Here is a 25,135-nt window from a genome sequence, read left to right on the forward strand (position 1 = left end):
CCCTCGACGCTTCGGGCCGACATAGAAACGGCGGCACCTTCCTCCCAAGGTGTCGTCGTTTTTGTTTGTAAAGCCCTGTTTAGGCAGGCTTTTGACAGCCCACCGCAAGATTTGATTTAGAACGGTACGTCTTTCCCGCCGGTCAAGAACCGCGAGACGACCTTCTTCGTCCCGGCTTTTTCGAAAGCGACTTCCATCTTGTCGCCTTCGATGCCGATCACTTCGCCATAGCCGAATTTATCGTGAAAAACGCGCTCACCCATCTCAAAGGCGGCGACAGCTTGCATGTCGATCGTCACATTGCGGCTTTCGCGCGGCTGGCTGGTGCCCCGCGCCCCGCTGCGTGATTGCAGGCGTTTCCAGCCCGGTGAATTATAGACATTCGCGCTTGCGGCACGGTCATGTAGGTCCGATTGCGGCATAGCCGCGCCAAAACCACCGCCGTAAAGCCCCGGCGGGGTCAGCACATCCACATGTTCTTCGGGCAGCTCATCAATGAAACGCGACGGCATCGCATTCTGCCATTGGCCAAAGACCCGGCGATTGGCGGCGAAAGAGATGGTGCAAATCCGCTCCGCCCGGGTGATGCCGACATAGGCCAGCCGCCGCTCCTCTTCGAGCCCCTTCATCCCGCTTTCATCCATCGAACGCTGCGAGGGGAACAGCCCATCTTCCCAGCCTGGCAGGAAAACCATGGGGAATTCCAAACCCTTGGCCGCGTGCAACGTCATGATCGAGACCTTCTCGCCATCGCCCTCCTGCTCATTATCCATGATCAGGCTGACATGTTCGAGGAAGCCTTGCAGGTTCTCGAAGCCTTCCAAGGCTTTGACGAGTTCCTTAAGGTTTTCCAGCCGCCCCGGCGCTTCGGGCGTTTTGTCATTCTGCCACATGCCGGTATAGCCGCTTTCGTCGAGAATCATCTCGGCCAATTCGACATGAGACACTTCAGGCGGGCCATAATCCACCCGCAGCGGCGCGGCACCATCATCGAGCACCGAGTCGTCTTCGCTGATCTCGATCCGCGGGCCTTGCAGCATGGATGACCAACGGTCGATCCCGTCGATCAAAAGCCGTAGTTGCGCCGCCCCTTTGCCGCTGATCCCGCCATGGGCGAGAAGGATTCGTGCGCCTTCGACAAGGTTCACCCCATGATCCCGCGCCGTGCGCTGGATTTTCTGCTGCGCCTTTTCGCCCAAACCCCGCTTGGGCGTGTTCACAATCCGCTCGAAAGCCAGATCATCATCGGGGCTGGTGACCACGCGGAAATAGGCCATGGCGTCGCGGATTTCCAAACGCTCATAGAATCGCGGGCCGCCAATCACCTTATAAGGCAGGCCAATGGTCAAAAACCGGTCCTCAAAAGCGCGCATCTGGTGGCTCGCCCGGACGAGAATCGCCATATCGTCAAGCGAGAAGGGGTCGAGCCCCCTCGTGCCGCGCTGCGCGGATTCGATCTCATCCCCGATCCAACGGGCCTCTTCCTCGCCATCCCAATGGCCGATCAGGCGGACCTTTTCGCCCTCGGTCTCTTCGGTCCAAAGAGTCTTGCCCAAGCGCCCCTCATTGCCCGCGATCACGCCCGAGGCGGCGGCGAGGATATGCGGGGTGGAGCGGTAATTCTGCTCAAGCTTGACCACATGGGCGCCGGGGAAATCCGTTTCAAACCGCAGGATGTTGCCCACTTCGGCCCCGCGCCAGCCATAGATCGACTGGTCGTCGTCGCCCACGCAGCAGATATTCTTGTGCCCCTGCGCCAAAAGCCGCAGCCACAGATATTGGGCCACGTTGGTATCCTGATATTCGTCGACGAGGATGTATTTGAACCAACGCTGATACTGCGCCAACACATCCGGGTGCGCCTGGAAAATCGTCACCATATGGAGCAGCAAATCGCCGAAATCGGTCGCGTTCAATTCGATCAGACGGCGTTGATATTTCGCGTAAATTTCCGGCCCGCGGTGATTGTATGCCCCGGCATCCGCGCTCGGGATTTTGTCCGGGGTCAGCGCGCGGTTTTTCCAGCCGTCAATGATCCCCGCCAGCATCCGCGCGGGCCAGCGCTTGTCGTCGATCCCTTCGGCGGCGACCAATTGTTTGAGCAGGCGCAACTGGTCATCCGTATCGAGAATCGTGAAATTACTTTTCAGCCCCACCAATTCCGCATGCCGCCGCAGCAGCTTGACGCAGATCGCGTGAAAGGTGCCGAGCCATGGCATCCCCTCGACCTGCTTGCCCAGCATCTGGCCCACGCGGGTCTTCATCTCGCGCGCGGCCTTATTGGTGAAGGTGACCGCCAGAACCTCATGCGGGCGCGCGCGCCCGGTGTTAAGCAGATGCACGATTCGCGCCGTCAACGCCCGCGTTTTGCCGGTGCCCGCCCCGGCGAGCATCAGCACGGGGCCATCCAACGTCTCGACCGCGGCCCGTTGGGCGGGGTTCAACCCCTCCAGATAAGGCTGCGGACGCGCGGCCATGGCGCGGGCGGACAGGGAGGCGCCCTCAAAGGCGTCCATTTCGTCAAAATCACTCATGCCCGCAATCTAGCGCGTCCGGGGTACGAGATAAAGAGACGTTCCTCAAATGTTCTTTCGAAAGATATTCAAGTCCCGATTTGGCGCCGCTGCGGGCAAAACCGGGTGAATTTAAAATGCGGGGGAAATCTTTACCCGTTGATAATGCTTTGGCGGCAATGTGCTGACACAACGATAAACGAGAGGAACCGCTCATGTTCAGAAACGATGATACTTCGGTACTGCGCCGAGAGATTGACCGGTTCAAACTGCCGATGTTCATTGCGGAATTGAACGCCGACAGCGGGCATTTCGAACTTTTGGCTCTCAACACCGCCCATGAGGCGCATAGCGGCATGGTGATGAGCGAGGTCATAAACCGCCCCCTGCACAGTTTCATGCCCCATGAAGAGGCCGAGGCGGTCAATGAACGCTATGCGCGCTGCGTCTCGAACGCGGGGCAAATCCGCTATCGCGAGATGCTGCATATGCCACGCGGGCCGCTCATTTGGGACACCACGTTGCATTATGTGCAATCCTACCGCGGTCTTGACCGGGTGGTGGGCAGCGCCATCGTTGTGGAGCGGGTCCAACGGGACAACCGCGATACCCTCGCTTTCGAGGATGTGCGCTATTTCGCGGCGACATCTTCGTTCAAACTCGAACAAATCTCGACGGTGCTGGATGCTGCCGAAAAGGGACTGATCGATCCGGCGAAGCTTACCGGATCGGCGGGGATGCTGGCCGGGCTCTGCCGCGCCATCGACAGCACCATGCAAGAGCTACGCTCGATCGCGCAGGAACGTCTGGATGCTGAGGCCAATCCGACCGTGCATCTGATCGACATGGAGGACGCCAGCGCCAGTGAAGGCGACGAAATCGAAGCAGCCATCGCAGCGCTTGTCGATATGGCCGACAACCTACCGACCCCTCCGGTGCGAAAGGTAAGCGAGGCCGCACCGCTGGCCCGGTCCGTTTTTCGGCAGTAGCGCCTCGGCGCCCCACCCGGACGGCAGCACCCTCACCCCGGCTCCGACGCAGCCGCACCATCTGGACAAACCGCAACCCTTTGGCGCAAATGCCGCCATGGACCTACATGCAACCTACCCCGCCCTTTCGGACCTTCGCAGCCGCGCGCAGTCGCGCCTGCCGAAATTCGTTTGGGAATACCTTGATTCCGCCACCGGGACGGAGGCCACCAAACACCGCAACCGCGCGGCGCTGGACCGTGTCGGACTGATGCCTTCGGTGTTGCACGGCGAATTCACCCCTGATCTCAGCGTTGATCTGATGGGGCAAAAGCTCCCCCTGCCCTTCGGCATGTCCCCCTTGGGCATGTCCGGCCTGATCTGGCCCGATGCCGAAGCCCATCTTGCCCGCGCGGCGGATCGCGCAGGCATCCCCTTCGGCCTGTCCACCGTAGCCGCGACCTGCCCGGAAGATGTCGCGCCCCATCTGGGCGCGCATGGTTGGTTCCAACTCTACCCGCCGCGCGACCCGGAAATTCGAACCGATATGCTGGCACGGGCCAAGGCTGCGGGTTTCACGACTTTGGTCCTGACCGTCGACGTGCCGGTCGCCTCGCGCCGTGAGCGGCAGACCCGTTCTGGCCTGACCAGCCCGCCCAAACTGACCCCACGGCTGCTGGCGCAGGTCGCGATGCGCCCCGCTTGGGCCATGGGCATGGCCCGTCGGGGTCTGCCGCATATGAAAATGCTCGACAAATACACCGAAGGCACGGCCACCGCGAACCTGCCGCCGACCGCGCATGTGGGCTATCTGCTGCGCACCGCGCCCGATTGGGACTATTTGCATTGGCTGCGCGATCACTGGGAAGGGCCGCTGGTGATCAAAGGCGTGCTGCGCCCCGAAGACGCCACGAAGATGGAAAAGGCCGGGGCCGATGCGATCTGGGTCTCGAACCACGCAGGCCGTCAGTTCGACGCGGCCCCCGCCAGCGCCGAGGCGCTGCCCGCCATTCGTGCCGCCACGAAACTGCCGGTGATCTTTGACAGCGGCGTGGAATCGGGCCTTGATATCCTGCGTGCCTTCGCGCTCGGCGCGGATTTTGTCATGCTGGGCCGGGCCTTCCACTTTGCCCTCGCCGCCCTTGGGCCGCGCGGGGTCGATCACCTGATCGATGTGCTTGCCCGCGACCTGACCGCCAATATGGGACAGCTGGGCGCACAAAACCTGCGCGACCTCCCCGCCCCCTTTGATCTATCGCCGCTCTGATCGGAAAGCTTGCAGAAATGTGACAAAGACGGCCACAGCCCTCTTGCGCTGCACCGCAGCATCCCTAAGCTGCCTTTAAAACCAGCAGGGGAGACCAGCCAGTGACCGATTTTAAAAAGATCCTGATCGCGAACCGTGGTGAGATCGCGATCCGCATCATGCGCGCCGCCAATGAGATGGGCAAGAAAACGGTCGCGGTCTACGCCGAGGAGGACAAGCTGGGCCTGCACCGTTTCAAAGCGGACGAGGCCTATCGCATCGGTGAGGGCCTCGGCCCCGTTGCGGCCTATCTCAGCATCGACGAGATGATCCGCGTGGCCAAAGCGGCGGGTGCCGATGCCATCCATCCGGGCTATGGCCTGCTGTCGGAAAACCCGGAATTCGTCGATGCCTGCGAGAAGAACGGCATCACCTTCATCGGCCCGCGGGCCGAGACGATGCGCGCCTTGGGGGACAAAGCCTCTGCCCGTCGCGTCGCGATGGCGGCGGGCGTACCGGTCATCCCCGCCACCGAAGTGCTGGGCGAAGACATGGACGCGATCCGCGCCGAGGCGGCCGAGGTCGGCTACCCGCTGATGCTCAAAGCCTCTTGGGGCGGCGGCGGGCGCGGGATGCGGCCGATCATGTCCGAAAAGGAATTGGAAGAAAAAGTCCGCGAAGGGCGCCGCGAGGCCGAAGCCGCTTTCGGCAATGGCGAGGGCTATCTGGAGAAGATGATCTTGCGCGCCCGCCATGTCGAAGTGCAGATCCTCGGTGACAAACAGAGCGACATTTACCACCTTTACGAACGCGACTGCTCGGTCCAGCGCCGCAACCAAAAGGTCGTCGAACGCGCTCCCGCCCCCTATCTGAGCGAGGAGCAACGCGCCGAAATCTGCGAATTGGGCCGCAAAATCTGCGCCCATGTGAACTATGAATGCGCGGGCACCGTCGAATTCCTGATGGATATGGAAACCGGCAATTTCTACTTCATCGAGGTGAACCCCCGCGTACAGGTCGAACATACCGTCACCGAAGAGGTCACCGGCATCGACATCGTTCGCGCCCAGATCCTCATCGCCGAGGGCAAACCGCTGGCCGAGGCGACGGGCAAGGCGCGGCAAGAGGACATCACCCTCACCGGTCACGCCCTGCAAACCCGCGTCACCACCGAAGACCCGCAGAACAATTTCATCCCCGACTATGGCCGCATCACCGCCTACCGCTCGGCCACCGGCATGGGCATCCGCCTTGACGGCGGCACGGCTTATGCGGGCGGGGTGATCACGCGCTACTACGACAGCCTGCTGACCAAGGTCACCGCCAAGGCGCCCACGCCCGAGATGGCGATTGCGCGGATGGACCGGGCCTTGCGTGAATTCCGCGTGCGCGGGGTCAGCACCAACATCGCCTTTGTCGAGAACCTGCTGAAACACCCGACGTTTCTTAGCAACGAATACACCACCAAATTCATCGACGAGACGCCCGAACTGTTCCAGTTCGAGCAACGCCGCGACCGTGCGACCAAGGTGCTGACCTATATCGCCGACATCACCGTGAACGGCCATCCAGAGACCAAGGGCCATGCCCTGCCCGCCGCCCATGTACGCGATCCCAAGCCGCCCGCGCTGCGTGGCGAGCCGCAGATGGGCACGCGTAACCTCTTGGAACAAAAGGGCCCCCAGGCCGTGGCCGAGTGGATGGGCCAACAGCGGCAACTGCTCATCACCGACACCACCATGCGCGATGCGCATCAGTCGCTCTTGGCCACGCGGATGCGCAGCCTTGATATGATCAAGGTGGCCCCCGCCTATGCCGCCAATCTGCCGCAGCTCTTCTCGGTCGAATGCTGGGGCGGGGCGACTTTCGATGTGGCCTATCGCTTCTTGCAGGAATGCCCGTGGCAACGCCTGCGCGACCTGCGCGCGGCCCTGCCCAATGTGATGACCCAGATGCTGCTGCGCGCCTCCAACGGGGTGGGCTATACCAATTACCCCGACAATGTGGTGCAGAAATTCGTGGCCACGGCGGCCAATACCGGCGTCGACGTGTTCCGCGTGTTCGACAGTCTCAACTGGGTTGAGAACATGCGCGTGGCGATGGATGCGGTCGTCGAATCCGGCAAGATTTGCGAGGGCACGATCTGCTACACGGGCGACATCTTTGACCCGGACCGCGCGAAATACGACCTTCAGTATTACGTCAACATGGGCAAGGATCTGAAGGCCGCCGGCGCTCATGTGCTGGGGCTGAAAGACATGGCAGGCCTGTTGAAACCCGCCCAAGCCCGCGCGCTGGTCAAGGCGTTGAAATCCGAGGTTGGTCTGCCGATCCATTTCCACACCCATGACACGGCGGGCAGTGCCACGGCCACCATCCTCGCGGCCTCTGAGGCGGGCGTCGATGCGGTCGACTGCGCGATGGATGCGCTTTCGGGCAACACCTCTCAGGCGACGCTCGGCACCGTGGTCTCGGCCCTGCAACATACCGACCGCGACACCGGGATCGACATGAAAGCCGTGCGCGAAATCTCTGATTATTGGGAAGAAGTCCGTGGCCACTATGCCGCCTTCGAGACCGGCATGCAGGCGCCCTCCTCCGAGGTTTACCTGCATGAAATGCCCGGCGGCCAGTTCACCAACCTCAAAGCGCAGGCCGCCTCTATGGGGCTGGAGGACCGCTGGCCCGAGGTGGCGCGCACCTATGCGGACGTGAACCAGATGTTCGGCGATATCGTGAAGGTCACGCCCTCGTCCAAAGTCGTGGGCGACATGGCGTTGATGATGGTCTCCCAAGGGCTGACCCGGGCGCAGGTCGAAGACCCGAATGTCGATGTCTCCTTCCCCGACAGCGTGATCGACATGATGCGCGGCAACCTCGGCCAGCCGCCGAATGGCTTCCCGGCGGGCATCGTCAAGAAGGTGCTGAAAGGCGAGACGCCGAACACCGAACGCCCCGGCAAACATCTGGCACCTGTCGATTTGGAGGCCGTGCGCAAGGAGCTTTCCGAGCAGTTGGACGGCATGCAGATCGACGACGAAGACCTCTGCGGCTATCTGATGTATCCCAAGGTGTTCCTCGACTACATGGGCCGCCACCGCGTCTACGGCCCGGTGCGCACCCTGCCCACGCATACCTTCTTCTACGGCATGGAACCGGGGGCGGAGATCTCGGCCGAGATCGATCCCGGCAAAACCTTGGAAATCCGTCTTCAGGCCGAATCCGAGGCCGGTGAGGATGGCGAGGTGAAGGTCTTCTTTGAACTCAACGGCCAGCCGCGGGTGATCCGTGTGGCGAACCGGCTGGTCAAGGATGCCACGGTGCAGCGCCCCAAGGCCGAGGCGGCCAATCCCGATCACATCGGCGCGCCGATGCCGGGGGTCGTGGCCTCCGTTGGGGTGAAGGCGGGCCAGCAGGTCAAAGCGGGCGACCTGATCTTGACCATCGAAGCGATGAAGATGGAGACGGGCCTTCACGCGGAACGCGATGCGGTGGTAAAGGCCGTGCATGTGCAGGCCGGTGGCCAGATCGATGCGAAGGACCTGCTCGTAGAGTTAGAGTGAATCACCCCCGGGCGCGGCCCCTTGCCGCGCCCCCACAAGGAGCGAGCCGATGCATCTCTCTGCGATAACCCTGATCGTCCCCGACTATGACGCCGGCATCGCCTTTTACTGCCGCGTCATGGGGTTCGAACTGACCGAGGACGTCGACCAAGGCCGCAAACGCTGGGTCCGCGTCACCCCGCCGGGCGCTGAGACGGGGTTTGTTCTGGCCCGCGCGGACGGAGAGGCGCAGCGCGCCGCCATCGGCAATCAGGGTGCGGGCCGTGTTTGGCTGTTCTTGAAGGTCGAGGATTTCGCGACAGAATTTGACCGCCTGACCGCTGCGGGCGTGACCTTCGAAGAAGAACCGCGTCATGAGCCCTATGGCAAAGTGGCCGTTTTTCGCGATCCTTTCGGAAACCGCTGGGATTTGCTGGGCGATTGACCCCTCCCGCGGCTCCGCGCCGCATTGCCATTGCCCAGCCGACCGCTATCTTGGCTCTTGACTGAGCCTGAGCGATCCCATGCCCTACGAATGGACAACCCCGCCCCGTGCCAACCCGCAGCAGATGCGCCTTTGGCCGCATCAATCCCTGCCCGCGCGCGGCTTTGCGGCCTTTATGTTGGCCAGCTTTACGCTGGCGATGATTCCGCTTTTCGCCATGCTCGGCACCGCCCTGCTCTGGGGGCTGCTGCCCTTCGTGCTTCTGGCCTTGGGGGCGGTCTATTGGGCTTTGCAACACAATCACCGCGCCCGCCAGATCGAAGAGGTGCTGACCCTCGACGACACCAGGGCGCGGCTGGTGCACACCACCGCCAAGGGCGAGGTCAAGGATTGGGACTGTAACCGCTATTGGACCCAAGTGAAGAAATACGACGATGACGGCCCCGTGCCGCATTACGTCACCCTACGCGGCGAAGGCCGCGAGGTTGAGATCGGTGCCTTTCTCAGCGAAGAAGAGCGGATCGCGCTTTACGACGATCTGGCACGGCATCTGCGGAACTGAAAAGGGCCAAACCCAGCGCCCCAGCATCCTACCGGATGTACTGAACTGACGTGGGCTCCGAAGCATCTTGTATTTTAGTTGAAAAACGCTCTCACAGAAATCTGCAAGGACGTTCGGTTCCTAAAATGCGGGCTAAGCAACCGTTCGTACGAAAACCTCACAATTACCGATCCGATGGACGGGAGAAGCCAGTAGCATTTACAAGCCTACTTGCCCTTTCCGCCCCCGGCAGGTCCATTTGAGCGGCCACCACCAGATGGATTGCCTGTTTGACTGGGCCATCCTCCACCGTTCCCTTGTCCTTTGCCCATCATTTTCTCCTATGGATTGACTTCGAAGATTGTCACATTTTATCTATCTCTTGCCAATGTTTATCTCCAGTTTCCTGCAACGATGAAGAGATTCTTGGCGAACGATTTGTCATTTGATAGTCAAATTTTTCTACCATTTGGAAATTACCAGCATGTCTAAAAAGGGCCAGACCTTGCGGCCCAGCCCTCTGTTTTTTTTCAACTTAAGCGCGGCTCAGCTCAGGCGGTCTTTGATAACCGGGCCCACTGCGCCGAAATCCATTTGGCCGGTATAACGCTCTTTCAGCAGCCCCATAACCTTGCCCATGTCGCGGATCGAGGTCGCACCGACATCGGCCACGGCCTTATCCACGGCGGCGGCGGTTTCGGTGACGCTGAGCTGCCTTGGCAGGAATTCTTCGATCACCTCGACCTCCTCGCGCTCGCGCTCCGCAAGGTCCAGCCGCCCGCCCTCTTCATAGGCGCGCGCCGATTCCTGACGCTGTTTGGCCATTTTGCTGAGGATGCCCAGCACCTCGGCATCCGACACGCCCTCATCCTTGCCATTGGCCCGGGCGGCGATGTCCTTGTCCTTGATCGCGGCGTTGATAAGCCGCAGCGTCGAAAGCCGGTCCGCCGCCTTGTCTTTCATGGCCTGTTTCAAAGCATCCGAGATGCGCATCCGCAATGACATGGTGGTTTCCTGTGTTTCGCTAAATCCAAGGGTCGCAGCTTAGCGGCTCTCTCGCTGCGGAGCAATGGGGGGCGACCATAGGTAAACCCCTGTTCTGAAACGATATCTCATTTCCCTCCGCCTATTGACCCCGCGCCCGCGCGGGATTAGGTTGCCACCCGTTTACCCGCCCCTTTCTGCCCGGAGACTGCCCCATGTCCGCGCCCGCTCGCCCACGCCCAACCGCCTGCCTTGCCCTTGCGGATGGATCGATTTTCTACGGCATGGGGTTTGGCGCGACCGGCCAGACCGTAGCGGAGTTGTGCTTCAACACCGCGATGACCGGCTACCAAGAGATCATGACCGACCCGTCCTATGCGGGCCAGATCGTGACCTTCACCTTCCCGCATATCGGCAATGTGGGCACCAATCCCGAAGATGATGAGACGGGCGATCCGGTCGCTGCGGGCATGGTCGTCAAATGGATGCCCACCACGCCCAGCAGCTGGCGCAACATTCAGCCGCTGTCGGATTGGCTGGCGTCGCGCGGGCGCATCGCCATCGGCGGTGTCGACACCCGCCGCCTGACCCGCGCAATCCGCCAGCAAGGTGCGCCGCACGCCGCCCTCGCCCACGACCCGGATGGTAACTTCGACATCGAAGCGCTGGTCGCCGCCGCGCGCGATTTTGCCGGGCTCGAAGGGATGGATCTGGCCAAGGACGTGACCTGCGCCCAGACCTATCGCTGGAACGAGATGCGGTGGGCATGGCCCGACGGCTACGCGCCGCAAACAGAAGCCAAGCACAAGGTCGTCGCCGTGGACTATGGCGCGAAACGCAACATCCTGCGCTGCCTCGCCTCTGCGGGCTGCGATGTCACCGTGCTGCCCGCCACCGCGACCTATGACGACATCATGGCCCATGAGCCCGATGGCGTCTTCCTCTCCAACGGTCCCGGCGATCCGGCGGCGACGGGCGCCTATGCCGTGCCGATGATCCGCGAGGTTTTGGACAAGACCGATCTGCCGGTCTTTGGCATTTGCCTTGGCCACCAGATGCTTGCGCTAGCGCTTGGGGCGACCACCGTTAAGATGAGCCACGGCCATCACGGCGCCAACCACCCGGTCAAGGATTACGACACCGGCAAGGTCGAGATCACCTCGATGAACCACGGTTTCGCTGTCGACGGGCAATCTCTGCCCGAGGGCGTGCGCGAGACGCATGTCTCGCTCTTTGACGGGTCGAACTGTGGCATCCGCGTCGATGGCCGCCCGATTTGGTCGGTCCAGCACCACCCCGAAGCCAGCCCCGGCCCGCAAGACAGCTACTACCTGTTCGAACGGTTTAGCGAAGCGATGGCCGAGCGCAGCGCGTAAAACTTTCTACATGCACTGATTGCACAGGCGACTTTTAACTCTCGATTAACGGTCGCCTGCCAGTCTCATTCCGGAACCTCGACGGGGCACGGAATGAGCAACCTTCGCCTGAAACTCTCAGCGCCGCGGATGGCCACCGCGCCCGCCCGCCGGATGCGGTTGGGCCAACATCTGATCGCCGCAGGGGTCATTGGCCCGCGCGATCTGCTGCACGGGCTTGACCTACAGCGCCGCATCGACGCCCCTCTGGGCGAAGTTCTGGCCACCGAAGGCTTGGTCGCCTCCGATGACATCGTCAAAGCGCTTGCCCGGCAGTATGGCGCCCAACCTGTCGACTTGACCCGCAGCCCCTGCGATCAACGTCTTGCGGCTCGGATACCCGCGCGTCTCTGTCTGCAATTCGGTGCCGTGCCATGGCTGGAACTGGGGGACCGGCTTTTCGTGGCCAGCGGTCGCCCCGCGGATTTTCCTCACCTTTGCAACGCCTTGGGGGAGCGGGGGAAAACTTTGGTGCTGGTCGTCGCCGACCCCCGGCAGGTGCAGACCCAGATCGGCAGGCTCTATGCCGCGGAACTGGCGGAACATGCCGTCACCCGCGTGGCGGATGCAGAAAGCTGTCGAAACTGGGGCGTGCGCAGCTGGAAACGGCGGTTTGCGCTGCGGGGTATTCTGCTGTCGCTCTTTGCGCTATTGGTGCTTTTCCCCTCCGCCCTCCTTACGATCGCTCTCCTCTGTGGCGCGCTCACTCTGCTGCTAACCAGCGGACTCAAAGCCGCGGCCCTTTGGGCCTCTCTCACCCGGCCCAAGCCCCCACGGTCGCCGCCGAATGCCGCAGAGATTAAGGGATTTCGCCTGCCCCGTGTCTCGGTCCTCGTGCCCTTGCTGCATGAGGAAGAGATCGCGCAGGCGCTGATCGCGCGGCTTTCGCGGCTCACCTACCCGAAATCGCTGCTGGAGGTGGTTCTGGTCCTCGAAGCGAGTGACAAGCTCACCCGAGCGACCATCGCACGCACACCCTTGCCGCCATGGATCAGCGTGATCGAAGTGCCCGATACCGGCGCGCTTAAAACCAAACCCCGCGCGCTGAATTACGCGCTCGATTTCTGCCGCGGCAGCATTATCGGCGTTTGGGATGCGGAGGATGCGCCGGAGCCGGACCAGATCGAACAGATTGTCACCCGCTTTCACAACGCGCCCGAAAATACCGCTTGTTTGCAGGGGGTTCTGGATTTCTACAACAGCCGCGGCAATTGGATGGCCCGCTGTTTTGCGATCGAGTATGCGACTTGGTGGCGGGTGATCCTACCGGGCGTGGCCCGGCTGGGGCTGGTCGTCCCGCTGGGCGGCACCACGCTGTTTTTCCGGCGCTACATCCTCGAACGGCTCGGCGCTTGGGACGCCCATAACGTGACCGAGGATGCCGATCTGGGCCTCCGGCTGGCACGGCGCGGCTATGTGACCGAACTGATGCGCACCATCACCTATGAAGAGGCCAATTGCCGGCCTTGGCCTTGGGTGCGGCAACGATCCCGTTGGCTGAAGGGATATCTCATCACTTGGGCGGTCCATATGCAAAGACCACGCGCCCTGCTGAAAGACCTCGGCCCCCTGCGGTTCATTGGCGTGCAGGCGATCTTCCTCTCCACGGTTTCGCAATTCGCCCTCGCGCCCCTTCTCTGGTCGCTGTGGCTGAGTTTTTTCGGGCTGTATCACCCGGTCACGGACTGGCTTGCGCCACCCGTCCTGACGGCGATCTTCGCGCTGTTCATCCTATCGGAATTGCTGAACTTCTGCGTCGCCACCATCGCGGTCTCAAACCGGGGTCAACGCCATCTGCTACCGTGGGTCATCACCTGCCCGCTCTACTTCGCATTAGGCGCCTTGGCCGCCGCCAAAGCGCTGTTTGAGCTCTATCGCAGCCCACATTTTTGGGACAAAACCGCCCATGGGCATACTCTGCCGCGCTATGTAAAACCCCGCAAAAGGCTCAAAAATCATCCTCGCGCCGGGCCGCTTCCTGCTTCAACCGGGTCATGAAGGCGACGGAGATATGCGTGCGCAGCGCCTCATCCGCGCCATCCTCATCGCGGGCTTCGATCATCTCCACGATGCGGTTATGTTCGGCCTGCGCAATCTCCCCCCGCCCTTCCACCGCGAGAGATGAAGTCGCCATCAAGGCCATAGAGCGGTGCACGAGGTCGAGCTGCTGCACCAAATAGCGGTTGTGCGACGCCAGATGGATCTGCTTGTGAAACCGTTTATTCGCCCGTGCCAGCGCATTGGGATTGCCCGCCAGCGCGTTGTCGGCATCCACCATCTCGCGCAGCACGCGCACCTCCTCGGCGGTGGCATGGCGAGCGGCCAGACGCGCGGCCAGCCCCTCCAGCTCGCCCCGGACGACGTAAAGCTCGGCCATCTGGTTGTGATCCAGCGAGGCCACGATCAGGCTACGCCCGTCCCGCATGAGCAGAGACTGCGTCTCAAGCCGTTGTAATGCCTCGCGGATCGGCGTGCGCGAGACGCCGAAACGCTCGGCCAATTCGCTCTCCACCAAGCGGTCACCGGGGCGATAGGTGCCAATGTCGATGGCCTCCAGAATCATCGAATAGGCGTCGGTCGGGCCGGTCTTGGGGTCGGGCATCAGCTATCAGTCCTTGAAAGTTGCGCCACCTTACTCACCGCGACCATTTGCGCAACCCGGCAGGGCTTGCGCGGCTGCGCGTCTCGGCCTACCTCTGCGCCATGCCGCGCGATGCTTTTTCTCATGTCACCACTTGGGTCTTCGACCTTGACCAGACACTCTATCCGCCCGAGGCGCGACTTTTCGACCTGATCGAAGCGCGTATGGTCGATTGGGTGATGCGCGCGATCAAGGTCGACCGCGCCGAGGCCAACCACCTGCGCCAGCATTATTGGCAGACATACGGCACCACGCTGGCCGGCTTGATGCGCGAACACGGCGTCGACCCCGGCCCCTACCTGACCGAGGTGCATGACATCCCGATGGACCGGCTCACCCCCGATCCCCTGCTCGCTCAGGCCATTCGCGTGTTGCCGGGGCGGCGGATCGTCTACACCAACGGCTGCGCGCCCTACGCCGAACGGGTGCTTGAGGCCCGCGGCCTTTCGGGGCTTTTCGACGCGGTCTATGGTGTCGAACACGCTGATTTCCTGCCCAAACCCGAAGCCGCCGCCTATGACAAGGTCTTTGGCATCGACGGGTTCCAGACCGCCTCCGCCGCCATGTTCGAGGATGATCCACGCAACCTCGCCGCGCCCCACGCTCTGGGGATGCGCACGGTGCATGTGGCCCCGGAACGTGGCGAAGGCGATCACATCCACTACCATACGCAAGATCTTTGCGAATTCTTAACACGGGTGGCGGGCTGATGACCTTCGATTGCGATATCCTGATTTCCGGCGGCGGCATCGCCGGGTTGACCGCGGCGGCGGCCTTTGGCGCGGCGGGCTTCAATGTGATCTGCGTCGACCCCACCCCGCCCGTCACCGATGGCGCCGCCAAGGGGGCCGACATGCGCTCCACCGCGCTGCTGCAACCGGCGCGGCGCCTGTTGGAGGACGCGGGTCTTTGGGACTGTCTTGCCCCCCATGCCGCCGCCCTGCAAATCATGCGGATCGTCGATGCGGGCGGCGAAGACCCGACGCCGCGGGTGACCCGCGAGTTCGACGCCGCCGATATCTCTGACGCACCCTTCGGCTGGAACTTTCCCAATTGGCTGCTGCGGCGCGAAATCCTGACCCGGCTTAACGAATTGCCGAACGTGGATTTCCGCCCCGGCACCGGCACCACCACGCTTTTCACCCGCCAAAGTGAAGCGCGCGTGGGGCTGAGCGATGGCAGCCGGATCAGAACCCGGCTCGTCATCGCCGCCGACGGGCGCAACAGCCCCATGCGCGAAGCCGCCGGGATCGAGGTCACCACCCGGCGCTACGGGCAAAAGGCACTGGCCTTCTGCGTGACCCATCCGATCCCCCATGAAAACGTCTCGACCGAGGTGCACCGCTCCGGCGGTCCTTTCACCCTCGTGCCCCTGCCCGACCGCGACGGCATGCCCTGTTCTGCCGTGGTCTGGATGGACGATGGCCCCGCAACCCAGGCCCGCGCCACGCGCGACCCCGCCGCTTTTGAGGCCGAGGCGACCGCCCGGTCGGCCAATCTCTTCGGCCCGCTCACCCTCGCCAGCCCCCGTGCCCTCTGGCCCATCATCAGCCGAGAGGCCAAACGTCTTTCTGCCGAACGGCTGGCCCTCGTGGCGGAAGCCGCCCATGTGCTGCCCCCCATCGGGGCACAGGGGTTGAACATGTCGCTGACCGATATGGCGACCCTGCTGGAACTCGCCCGCGCCGCACCAGAACGCCTCGGCGATGCCGAGATGCTGGAGGCCTATCACAAGGCCCGCCACGCCGATATCGCGCTCAGGGTCCGGGGCATCGACCTGTTGAACCGCGCCAGCCAAGCCAGCAGCCCGCTTGCGCGAGACGCGCGGGCGGCAGGGCTCAACGCGCTCTACGCCCTGCCCCCGGTGCGAAAAATGCTGATGCAAATGGGGCTGGGCCTGCGCCGCTGAACTGCGGCGCAGAGGGTCTTACAGAACCTCATCCAACACCGCCGTCAGCCGCGCCACGGTCGCGTCGACATCATAAAGCTTATCCAATCCGAACAGCCCCAGACGGAAGGTGCGGAAATCATCCGGCTCCCCCACCTGCAACGGCACCCCGGCGGCGATCTGCATGCCATGGGCGGCGAAAGCCTTGCCGTTTTGCACATCGGGATCAGCAGTATAGCACACGACCACCCCCGGCGCGGCGACCCCCTCTCCGGCGACTGAGGTTACACCGCGGTCGGCCAAGACCTGACGCACCGCTTCGCCCAACCGCCACTGCGCCTCTTTCAGTCGGTCAAACCCATAGTCCCGCGTCTCTTGCACCGTATCGCGGAACACGCGCAGTGCGTCCGTCGGCATGGTGGCGTGATAGGCATGGCCGCCCGCCTCATAAGCCTTCATGATGTCGCGCCATTTGCGCAGATCGATGGCAAAACTGTCCGACGTGGTCTCATTCAGCCGCGCCTCGGCCCGCGCCGACATCATCACCAAACCGGCCGAGGGAGAGGCACTCCACCCCTTCTGCGGGGCCGAGATCAGCACATCTACCCCAAGCGCCTTCATATCCACCCAGACACAGCCCGAGGCGATGCAATCCAGCACCATCAGCGCGCCCACCTCATGGGCCGCCGTGGCCATTTCCTTGATATAGTCATCCGGCAGGATCATGCCCGAGCTTGTCTCCACATGCGGGGCGAACACCACCTGCGGCTTCTGCGTGCGGATCGCGGCGGTGACCTCGTCGATCGGGGCGGGCGCAAAGGGCGCGGGGCTGGCATTGCCCTGCATCCGCGCCTTCATCACCTCGGCGCTATTGGTCAGATCGGCACTCTCGATGATCTGGCTCCAGCGGTAAGAGAACCAGCCGTTGCGCACCACCAGCACATCCTGCCCCCGCGCGAACTGCCGCGCCACGGCCTCCATCGCGTAGGTGCCGCCACCGGGCACCAGCAACACGGCATCGGCGTTATAGACCTCACCCAGCCAGGTCGAGAGGTCGCGCATGACCTGCTGAAACTCCGCCGACATGTGGTTGAGCGATCGGTCGGTAAAGACCACGCTGAATTCATCAAGCCCCGAAGGGTCTACCGTGTCGAGCAATGCCATCGTTCTTCCTCCATCATTCGAAGCAAAGGCATATGGCCCGCCACGGCAAAAGGCAAATGCGGCTAAAGCGGCCCCGGCAGGCGCTCTTCGCTCAACAGCACGTTGGCCTCCACCTCCCCCGCGCCGGGCAGGGTCATGATCCGACGCCTGAGCACACGCTCGAAATCCGGCAGGTCTCGCGCCACGACCCGCAGACGATAGTCGAACAACCCCAAAACATGTTCCACCGTCTGCACCTCGGGAATGGCCGAAACCGCCCGCTCGAAATCCTCCAAACTGACCCGCCCGCGCGTGGCCAGCTTGATGCCCAGAAACACCGTGACGCCAAAACCCAAAGCCTCGGCATTCAAGCGCAACCGCCGCCCGGCAATCGCGCCGCCCTCCTCCAGCCGTTTGATCCGCCGCCATGTCGCAGGCTGCGACAGGCCCAAACGGCGCCCCAAGGCACTGGCACTTTGATTGGCGTCCCGCGCCAGCGCCCGCAACAAAGCGCGGTCAATGTCATCAAGCTCGATCACAGCGGCAGCCCCTCCTGCGTCTTGATCCGCGCCACATGCATCAGCGCCTCAATCTCAGCGATATGCGGCAGGGTCAGGATGCGACTGCGGTAAATCTGCTGATAATGCCCCATGTCCCGCGCAATGATCGACAGCCGCAGATCGACACGCCCCAAAAAGGTCTGCAACTCGATCACCTCAGGCACCTGCCGCGCCTCTGCCGTGAAAACATCAAAAGCATTCGCCTGCGTCTTGTCCAAGGTCACCCGCAAGGACACCTCCAAAGCATAGCCAAGCGCCGCCCAATCAATCACCACCCCGCTGCCCTGCACGATCCCCTGATCTTGCAGCCGCGCAATCCGCCGCGCCGCCTTGCCGGAGGTGATATTGCACCGCTCCGCCAATTCCCCGGGGCTGAGACTCGGCTCTGCCTGCCAATAGCGCAGAATACGGCGATCCAGATCATCAAGCATGATTTTTCCGTTTTAGAGCGATACCACGAATAACTATCTTCATCCTTTCACAAATACCTCTGCGATGACAATGGCTACTGGGCGCAACTTCGCTATGGTGAGACCCAGAACGAGACAAACCAAAGGACAAGATCATGCGCGTTTACTACGACCGCGACTGCGACGTGAACCTCATCAAGGACAAGAAGGTGGCGATCCTCGGCTACGGCTCCCAAGGCCACGCCCACGCGCTGAACCTGCGCGACTCGGGTGCCAAGAACCTCGTCGTCGCCCTGCGCGAAGGCTCCGCCTCCGCTGCCAAAGCCGAGGGCGAAGGCCTCAAGGTCATGGGCATCGCCGAAGCCGCCGCTTGGGCCGACCTGATCATGTTCACCATGCCCGATGAACTTCAGGCCGAAACTTACAAGAAATACGTGCATGACAACATCCGCGAAGGTGCCGCCATCGCCTTCGCCCACGGTCTGAACGTGCACTTCGGCCTGATCGAGCCGAAAGAAGGCGTCGACGTGATCATGATGGCCCCCAAAGGCCCCGGCCACACTGTGCGCGGCGAATACACCAAAGGCGGCGGCGTGCCCTGCCTTGTGGCCGTGGACAAAGACGCCTCCGGCAAGGCGCTTGAAATCGGCCTTAGCTATTGCTCCGCCATCGGCGGCGGCCGCTCCGGCATCATCGAGACCAACTTCCGTGAAGAATGCGAAACCGACCTCTTCGGCGAACAGGCCGTGCTCTGCGGTGGTCTGGTCGAACTGATCCGCATGGGCTTCGAGACACTGGTCGAGGCGGGCTACGCCCCCGAGATGGCCTATTTCGAATGCCTGCACGAGGTGAAGCTGATCGTGGACCTGATCTACGAAGGCGGCATCGCCAACATGAACTACTCGATTTCGAACACCGCGGAATACGGCGAATATGTCTCCGGGCCTCGCATCCTGCCCTACGACGAGACCAAGAAGCGCATGAAAGACGTGCTGACCGACATCCAGAACGGCAAATTCGTGCGTGACTTCATGCAGGAAAACGCTGTGGGCCAGCCTTCGTTTAAAGCGACCCGTCGCATCAACGACGAGCACCGCATAGAACAGGTCGGCGAAAAGCTGCGCGAGATGATGCCGTGGATTTCCGCAGGCAAGATGGTGGACAAGGCCAAGAACTGAGCCAAATCTCCCCAAAGATAAGACGACATCGACCCCGGCCTCGCGCCGGGGTCTTTGCCTTTACGCCGGAGCCCCGATGAACACCACGCCTCAAATCACGCTGACAAGCTGGCTGCTGATCGCCCTTTTGGGGTTTGTCTGGGGGGGCACCTTCCTTTTTACCGAAGTGGCGCTCACCGGGATCACGCCCTTCTGGCTCGCCGCCTCGCGGATCGGGTTGGCGGCGGTGGTGATGCTGGCGCTCTGGGCCCTGCGGGGGTTCGCGCTCTTCACCGCGCGCCCCTCTGCCTCCGACATCCTCGTGCTGGTGACGATCGGCATCATCAGCTCGGCCCTGCCCTTTTCGCTGCTCGCATGGGGGCAGCAATATGTGACCTCGGGCTTTGCTGGGGTGACCATGGCTTCTGTCGCACTGATCGTCCTACCCATGGCCCATTTCCTGCTGCCGGGAGAGCGCATGACCCCGCGCAAGGTCGGCGGCTTTGTCATCGGTTTTGTCGGCGTCGTCGTGTTGATCGGCGGGCAGGCGTTTGAAAGCACCGGCGCTGCGATGGAGACGGCAGGGCGTATGGCCTGCGTCGCCGCGGCCTCTTGTTATGCGGTAAGCTCAATCCTCATGCGGCGGCTGCCTTCGGTTGATCCGATCGGGCTCGGGACGGTGCTGATGCTGATCGGTGCCGTGGTCATGCTGCCCGCCGCCTTCCTCAGCGAGGGCCCGCCGCCCCTGCCCGCGCCCAAGATACTGGCCGTGCTGGCCTTTCTCGGCCTCATCCCCACCGCAGGCGCGGCGTTTTTGCGGGTCTATGTGGTGCGCACCGCGGGGCCGGTCTTCATGTCACTGGTGAACTACCAAGTGCCGGTCTGGTCCGTCCTGCTGGGCGCGCTGGTCCTGTCAGAGCCGCTGCCAATGTCGTTGCTCTACGCGATGGCGCTGATCCTTGCGGGGGTCGGGCTCAGCCAATACGGCGCGCTGAAACGGTTGTTCCGGGGAAGCTGAGGTAGGCTCGCGGCCGACGAACGCGCCCGCGAACCCGTCGGATCAGTAGCGTCCCAAGGCCATTTTGGTCTTTGCAGTCACCTTTCCGGCACCGTTGACGGCCTTCACCACGGCCTCATAGCTGTTGCCCTTTCCCCCTGAACAGGGTGGCAGATAACCGGCAGATCGGTAGTCGCCCGTCCCCCTTGCCGCTTTGATGACCTGCACGCCACGCGGCATTTTCGCGGTCAGCCCCGGAACCGCGGGCAATTTGGCGCTACTGCCCTTTACGTTATAGCCGATTGTCCCATGCCCACCGCCGGAGGACAGAGGGCCATAACTACGGTCATTGAACTCGACCACGACCATCGCGGTCCCGGTGGGAAGACCGGTGACCTGAAAGGGCGGTGTCATCCCCTTACCGCCGAACAGGGTGCATTGCTGGCCGGCGGGGACAGTCTTGCCATTCCACGGCGCAAGAACCTGCGCCTTCATATCGGCAAATGCAGGGACGGCGAGAAACAGGGTGGCGCAGAAAGTCAGCGAAAAGCGCATTGGGGAAATCCTATAAAGTTAAACCATCAAACTATGCACGCCGACCAGATACCCATCAACCTTAAATTGTAGAGACCACCCTACCCACCGCTTCGACCACGCTATTGACCGCACGCTCCATCAGTGCCGCGTCCTCATGTTCGGCCATGACGCGCACCAAGGGTTCCGTGCCCGATTTGCGGATCAACAGCCGCCCACCCTGCGCCAAATCGCCTTCGGCCTGCGCGATGGCGGCTTTGACCTGCGCGTTTTCCAGCGGGGTCTGCCCGGCGGAGAAGCGCACGTTTTTCAGCAGCTGCGGGACCGGGTCGAATTGGTAGAGCAGTTCCGAGGCAGGTTTGCCCGAGCGGACCATCTCGGCCAGAAACTGCATCCCAGCCATCAGCCCGTCGCCCGTGGTCGCATAGTCGGTCATCACGATATGGCCCGACTGCTCCCCCCCGAGGTTGAAGCCCCCTTCGCGCATCCGCTCCACCACATAGCGGTCGCCGACGCCGGTCCGCTCCAGCCGCACACCACGGTCGTTCAGGAAACGCTCCAGCCCCAGATTGCTCATCACCGTAGCGACGAGCGCCTTGCCCGCAAGACGCTCCTCTTCGGCCCAACGCGCGGCCATCAGCGCCATGAACTGATCGCCGTCGCCGATGCGGCCATTCTGATCGATCAGGATCACCCGGTCAGCGTCGCCGTCAAGGCAGATGCCCACATCGGCACCATTGGCCACCACGGCCTCCGCCGCCGATTGCGGCTGGGTGGAACCGCAGCCGTCGTTGATGTTGAACCCGTTCGGGTCCACGCCGACGGGGATCACATTCGCCCCCAATTCCCACAGCGCCATCGGCGCCACATGGTAGGCCGCGCCATGGGCGCAGTCGATCACCACCTTCAACCCATCAAGACGCATCTGCCGCGGGAAAGAGGATTTGACCCGTTCGATATAGCGAAAGCGGCTGTCATCGATCCGCTTGGCCCGGCCAATCTGATCCGGCGCCGATGGCTCGACCCCCTCGGCGACCAGCGCTTCGATTTCCTGCTCAACCTGATCGGAGAGTTTGAACCCATCCGGGCCGAAGAACTTAATGCCGTTGTCGCTGGCCGGGTTGTGACTGGCCGAGATCATCACCCCCAGATCGGCCCGCATGGAACGCGTCAAAAGCCCCACCGCGGGTGTCGGCACCGGCCCCAGCAGCAACACGTTCATGCCGGTGCTGGTGAGGCCCGCAGTCAGCGCGTTTTCGAACATATAGCCTGACAGGCGCGTGTCTTTGCCGATGACCACACGGTGCACGCCGCTTTTCTCACGCCGGAAATAGCGCCCGACGGCGGCACCGATACGCAGCGCCATGTCGGCGGTCATGGGGTGAATATTGGCGGTGCCCCGCACGCCGTCTGTACCAAAAAGCTTTGTCATATCTATTTTCCTGCCAGTGCCGAACGATAAAGTAAAATGGATTGAATGGTTTGCGCCACATCGTGAACGCGTAAGACTTGGGCCCCGTGGTTCAGTGCCGCCAGGGCCACCGCGATGGAGCCGGGCGCGCGATCTTCCCCCGCCGCGCCGCCGCCGATCGTGCCGATGAAACGTTTACGCGACGCACCGAGCAAGATCGGCACCCCGAGGCTGTGGAACAGGCTCAGCCGCGCAAGCAGCGCGAGGTTGTGCTCCAGCGTCTTGCCAAAGCCGATGCCCGGATCGGCGATGATATTTGCGCGCGGGATGCCCTGCGCCTCAAGCGCCGCGATCCGCTCGGCCAGATAGTCATAGACGTCGAGCAGCACGTCATCATAGCGCGGGTCGCGCTGCATTGTGGCCGGGTCGCCTTGGGCGTGCATGACACAGACCGGCAGCCCCCGCGCCGCGCAGAAGGGCGCAAGCGCCGGGTCGAAGGTCAGCCCTGCCACGTCATTGACCAGATCCGCCCCCGCCGCCACGGCGGCTTCGGCCACAGCAGCCTTGCGGGTGTCGATGCTGATCGCCCCCTCCCCGGCGGCCCGCAGCCCTTCGATCACCGGTCGAACACGCGCAATTTCTTCGCCCTCCGGCACGGTCTCCGCTCCGGGGCGTGTGGATTCCCCGCCGATGTCGAGCATATCGACCCCCGCCGCCCGCATCGCCGCCCCCGCCGCAACCGCGACCTTCGGGTCGGCATGGCGGCCCCCATCTGAGAAACTGTCAGGCGTGGCATTGAGGATGCCCATCACGCGGGGGCGGTCGAAACTCAAACCCGCGATGGCTGGGCGCGGCGCGGTGAGGGCATCGCGCGCGGCGTAGGGGAGCGCATCTGCCGGAATCACGCGCGGCGCCTGCCCCCGCGACAGGACTTCAACATGGGTGAACCAGCCCCAACCGCCCGCGAGGGTCAGCGCAGCTTCGGGCCGCGCGGGGCCGATTTGAACCAAGGGGCGGTGGTAGTCGGTCATCAAACGATCTCCGCGCTGTCGACGTCAAGCAGGCGCATAGGCAGCGCCGTGCCCTCGGGCTGGTCTGCGCCGATCAGCACCAATTCGCAGCCCGATGAACTCTCGGCGAACCAAGCGGCCAAGGCGGGTGCTGCGCTTGGCGGGGCCGTGGGGCCGTCCACCGCGTCGAGCACGATCCGCGCAGGCGCCCAGATGCTGATCTGGCCGTTCTTCATCGCCCAGTCCAACTCCGTCCGGCTGCCGACCACCGCGCCCCGCGGATCGCGGGTTGAAAGCAACCAAGCGTTCTGTTCGATGGCTAAGAGGTCAATGTGGCGCTGCGCTTTCTCATCCTCGGCCTGTGGCAAAGGGGTGTCGGGGGGACCGACACAGAGGATTACCGGCTCCGCAGCGGCTTTCAATTGGTCCAGCCATCCCGGCAAACGCGCTGAAGCAATCGCCGCGTTGGAGAGATAAACCACGCGCGGCTGCGGAGCCTCTTGGCCCGCGTCCTGCGAAGCGGCCTCTTCCCGCGCGCGGACGATCTCGACCCCAAGGGCACCGGGGCCCCGGTCGAGTTTTTCAATCCGCACGAAAACCCGCATCGCTTGCGGCTCGATCAGGATACGGTCGGCCACCCGTTCGGCCAGCGTTTCCAAAAGGTTGAGCCGTTCGGCGGCAAGCTCGGCGGCGATGGCTTCGGTCACGCGGTCGTAGGATAGGATACGGTCGACATCGTCGTCCACCACACCCGTCAGGGGGGCCACCTCGACCACCACGTTAAAGCAGACCCGCTGGGTCACGTCCCGCTCGGCCTGAAAGGCACCGATCTCAACCTCGACGATATGATCGCGCAGGGAGATACGATCACGCGGCTCAGGGCCGGCCATCGTCTCTGCCCGCTCGGAAGGGTGGGCAAAGGCAAGTCGAATTTCGTCGTCGGACATCGGCAGCGCCTATCGGATCAGGGTAATGGCCCCACCGGGGGCGCTTCGATGCACATTTAGCAGGCCCACCGGCGGCAGGCCAGCACCCGAAGGCACATCCCGCCCCTCAGTTCGAGGCGGTCTTCCATGTGTGGCGATAGAAGAGGTGCTGCCCGATCCGCGCGGTCTTGGTATAGACCCGCGCCCAATTGGGGTTCACGGCAGTGGTGTGATAGTGGGTCGCGCCATTGGTCAGCTTCGGCGCGCTGCCGTCGATGATCGCACGCGCGACTTTCGAGACACGGGCAAAAGCGCGCGGCTCATTGATGACCTCTTTGTGGCCGTCGCAGGTGTAGGTGAACTGGCACTGATACTTGCGCCCGGTCCCTTGGTTGATCACGCCGCAAAGCGTGCCGGGGAAACGGGCGGATTTCACCCGGTTCATGATCACTTCGGCCACGGCGAACTGGCCCTTGACCGTCTCACCGCGCGCCTCGAAATACAGCGCTTCGGCAAGGCACTGCAATTCGGCGTTGCCTTCGGCCTTGGGCTGGCTGTCGATCCAAGCCGTGGAGAATTTCACATCTGTCGCGCTGGCCGACACGGGCTGTGCGACCATCTCCTGAAGCCGCGCCGCACCGGCGGACTTCAGACCTTGAATTTCAATCTGCGCAAGATCGCTCGCACTTTCAGAGCTGGCCTGAACCGCCAGCGGGCTGCTGCACAGCGCCATGGAAAGAACAAAAGAGATCGACCGGATAAAACGCATTATGCGCCTCGCATCATTGTTAGGGCTGCGGGGCG

22 protein-coding genes are annotated in these 25,135 nt (G+C 62.8%); 11 read left to right on the forward strand and 11 right to left on the reverse strand.

Going from position 1 to position 25,135, the window contains the following annotated elements:
- Positions 1–116: 116 nt before the first annotated feature.
- Positions 117–2,534, reverse strand: coding sequence for a UvrD-helicase domain-containing protein (locus HKX24_RS12395; protein ID WP_271693366.1), 2,418 nt, complete (start codon positions 2,532–2,534; stop codon positions 117–119).
- A 194-nt stretch (positions 2,535–2,728) separates the two neighbouring features.
- Between HKX24_RS12395 and HKX24_RS12400 the strand changes: the two genes are divergently transcribed.
- From HKX24_RS12400 to HKX24_RS12420, 5 genes are all read left to right on the forward strand, one after another.
- Positions 2,729–3,502 (forward strand): hypothetical protein, encoded by a 774-nt coding sequence (locus HKX24_RS12400; protein ID WP_271693365.1) that lies wholly within the window; start codon positions 2,729–2,731, stop codon positions 3,500–3,502.
- 97 nt (positions 3,503–3,599) lie between these two features.
- Positions 3,600–4,748 (forward strand): alpha-hydroxy acid oxidase, encoded by a 1,149-nt coding sequence (locus HKX24_RS12405; protein WP_271693364.1) that lies wholly within the window; start codon positions 3,600–3,602, stop codon positions 4,746–4,748.
- 101 nt (positions 4,749–4,849) lie between these two features.
- Positions 4,850–8,290, forward strand: a complete 3,441-nt coding sequence (locus HKX24_RS12410) for a pyruvate carboxylase (protein WP_276154035.1) — start codon at positions 4,850–4,852, stop codon at positions 8,288–8,290.
- Positions 8,291–8,339: 49 nt separating this feature from the next.
- On the forward strand, positions 8,340–8,714 hold the full coding sequence (locus HKX24_RS12415; RefSeq protein WP_271693362.1) for a VOC family protein: 375 nt from the start codon (positions 8,340–8,342) through the stop codon (positions 8,712–8,714).
- 79 nt (positions 8,715–8,793) lie between these two features.
- Entirely contained in the window at positions 8,794–9,276 is a 483-nt protein-coding gene (locus tag HKX24_RS12420) for a DUF2244 domain-containing protein (RefSeq protein ID WP_271693361.1), read from the forward strand.
- Between the two features lie 525 nt (positions 9,277–9,801).
- On the opposite strand, the gene HKX24_RS12425 is transcribed toward HKX24_RS12420, so the two are convergent.
- A complete protein-coding gene (locus HKX24_RS12425; protein ID WP_067262660.1) occupies positions 9,802–10,260 on the reverse strand; it encodes a GatB/YqeY domain-containing protein in 459 nt (152 codons plus the stop codon).
- A 194-nt stretch (positions 10,261–10,454) separates the two neighbouring features.
- Between HKX24_RS12425 and carA the strand changes: the two genes are divergently transcribed.
- Both carA and HKX24_RS12435 read left to right on the forward strand, forming a co-directional pair.
- Entirely contained in the window at positions 10,455–11,615 is a 1,161-nt protein-coding gene (gene carA, locus HKX24_RS12430) for a glutamine-hydrolyzing carbamoyl-phosphate synthase small subunit (protein WP_271693360.1), read from the forward strand.
- Positions 11,616–11,708: 93 nt separating this feature from the next.
- Positions 11,709–13,652: a glycosyltransferase gene (locus HKX24_RS12435; RefSeq protein ID WP_271693359.1), complete on the forward strand. Its 1,944-nt coding sequence runs from the start codon at positions 11,709–11,711 to the stop codon at positions 13,650–13,652.
- Here HKX24_RS12435 and HKX24_RS12440 read toward each other — a convergent pair.
- Positions 13,603–14,256: a GntR family transcriptional regulator gene (locus tag HKX24_RS12440; protein WP_209217897.1), complete on the reverse strand. Its 654-nt coding sequence runs from the start codon at positions 14,254–14,256 to the stop codon at positions 13,603–13,605. The two genes, HKX24_RS12435 and HKX24_RS12440, sit on opposite strands and share 50 nt — an antisense overlap.
- A 101-nt stretch (positions 14,257–14,357) precedes the next feature.
- Here HKX24_RS12440 and HKX24_RS12445 point away from each other — a divergent pair, with 101 nt between their 5' ends.
- Complete coding sequence (locus HKX24_RS12445; protein WP_209218181.1) at positions 14,358–15,005, forward strand: pyrimidine 5'-nucleotidase; 648 nt, start codon at positions 14,358–14,360, stop codon at positions 15,003–15,005.
- A complete protein-coding gene (locus HKX24_RS12450; protein WP_271693358.1) occupies positions 15,005–16,204 on the forward strand; it encodes a UbiH/UbiF family hydroxylase in 1,200 nt (399 codons plus the stop codon). The genes HKX24_RS12445 and HKX24_RS12450 overlap by 1 nt, the downstream gene beginning before the upstream one ends.
- 18 nt (positions 16,205–16,222) lie before the next feature.
- Here HKX24_RS12450 and HKX24_RS12455 read toward each other — a convergent pair whose 3' ends face one another.
- From HKX24_RS12455 to HKX24_RS12465, 3 genes are all read right to left on the reverse strand, one after another.
- Positions 16,223–17,347 carry an aminotransferase class V-fold PLP-dependent enzyme gene (locus HKX24_RS12455; protein WP_271693357.1) on the reverse strand — a complete coding sequence of 375 codons (1,125 nt, stop codon included), beginning with the start codon at positions 17,345–17,347 and terminating at the stop codon, positions 16,223–16,225.
- 62 nt (positions 17,348–17,409) lie between these two features.
- Positions 17,410–17,865 carry an Lrp/AsnC family transcriptional regulator gene (locus tag HKX24_RS12460; protein WP_067262685.1) on the reverse strand — a complete coding sequence of 152 codons (456 nt, stop codon included), beginning with the start codon at positions 17,863–17,865 and terminating at the stop codon, positions 17,410–17,412.
- Positions 17,862–18,317 carry an Lrp/AsnC family transcriptional regulator gene (locus HKX24_RS12465; protein WP_271693356.1) on the reverse strand — a complete coding sequence of 152 codons (456 nt, stop codon included), beginning with the start codon at positions 18,315–18,317 and terminating at the stop codon, positions 17,862–17,864. The genes HKX24_RS12460 and HKX24_RS12465 overlap by 4 nt, the downstream gene beginning before the upstream one ends.
- A gap of 134 nt (positions 18,318–18,451) precedes the next feature.
- Between HKX24_RS12465 and ilvC the strand changes: the two genes are divergently transcribed.
- Together ilvC and HKX24_RS12475 are read left to right on the forward strand one after the other, a co-directional pair.
- Entirely contained in the window at positions 18,452–19,474 is a 1,023-nt protein-coding gene (gene ilvC / locus HKX24_RS12470; RefSeq protein ID WP_168611968.1) for a ketol-acid reductoisomerase, read from the forward strand.
- A 76-nt stretch (positions 19,475–19,550) separates the two neighbouring features.
- Positions 19,551–20,471, forward strand: coding sequence for a DMT family transporter (locus HKX24_RS12475; RefSeq protein WP_271693355.1), 921 nt, complete (start codon positions 19,551–19,553; stop codon positions 20,469–20,471).
- 42 nt (positions 20,472–20,513) lie between these two features.
- Here HKX24_RS12475 and HKX24_RS12480 read toward each other — a convergent pair whose 3' ends face one another.
- The 5 genes from HKX24_RS12480 to HKX24_RS12500 all read right to left on the reverse strand — a co-directional run bounded on the left by HKX24_RS12480 (position 20,514) and on the right by HKX24_RS12500 (position 25,100).
- Positions 20,514–21,005, reverse strand: a complete 492-nt coding sequence (locus HKX24_RS12480) for a hypothetical protein (RefSeq protein WP_271693354.1) — start codon at positions 21,003–21,005, stop codon at positions 20,514–20,516.
- Positions 21,006–21,066: 61 nt separating this feature from the next.
- Entirely contained in the window at positions 21,067–22,416 is a 1,350-nt protein-coding gene (gene glmM / locus HKX24_RS12485; protein ID WP_271693353.1) for a phosphoglucosamine mutase, read from the reverse strand.
- A gap of 2 nt (positions 22,417–22,418) precedes the next feature.
- Positions 22,419–23,426 carry a dihydropteroate synthase gene (gene folP / locus HKX24_RS12490; protein WP_271693352.1) on the reverse strand — a complete coding sequence of 336 codons (1,008 nt, stop codon included), beginning with the start codon at positions 23,424–23,426 and terminating at the stop codon, positions 22,419–22,421.
- Entirely contained in the window at positions 23,426–24,352 is a 927-nt protein-coding gene (locus HKX24_RS12495; protein WP_271693351.1) for a dihydroneopterin aldolase, read from the reverse strand. Before HKX24_RS12495 ends, folP begins: the two co-directional genes overlap by 1 nt.
- Positions 24,353–24,458: 106 nt before the next feature.
- Positions 24,459–25,100: a cell wall hydrolase gene (locus HKX24_RS12500; RefSeq protein ID WP_271693350.1), complete on the reverse strand. Its 642-nt coding sequence runs from the start codon at positions 25,098–25,100 to the stop codon at positions 24,459–24,461.
- Between the last annotated feature and the right edge of the window lie 35 nt (positions 25,101–25,135).

Origin of the sequence: Sulfitobacter sp. M85, from assembly GCF_029285915.1 — a bacterium.
GTDB classification, from domain to species: domain Bacteria; phylum Pseudomonadota; class Alphaproteobacteria; order Rhodobacterales; family Rhodobacteraceae; genus Sulfitobacter; species Sulfitobacter faviae.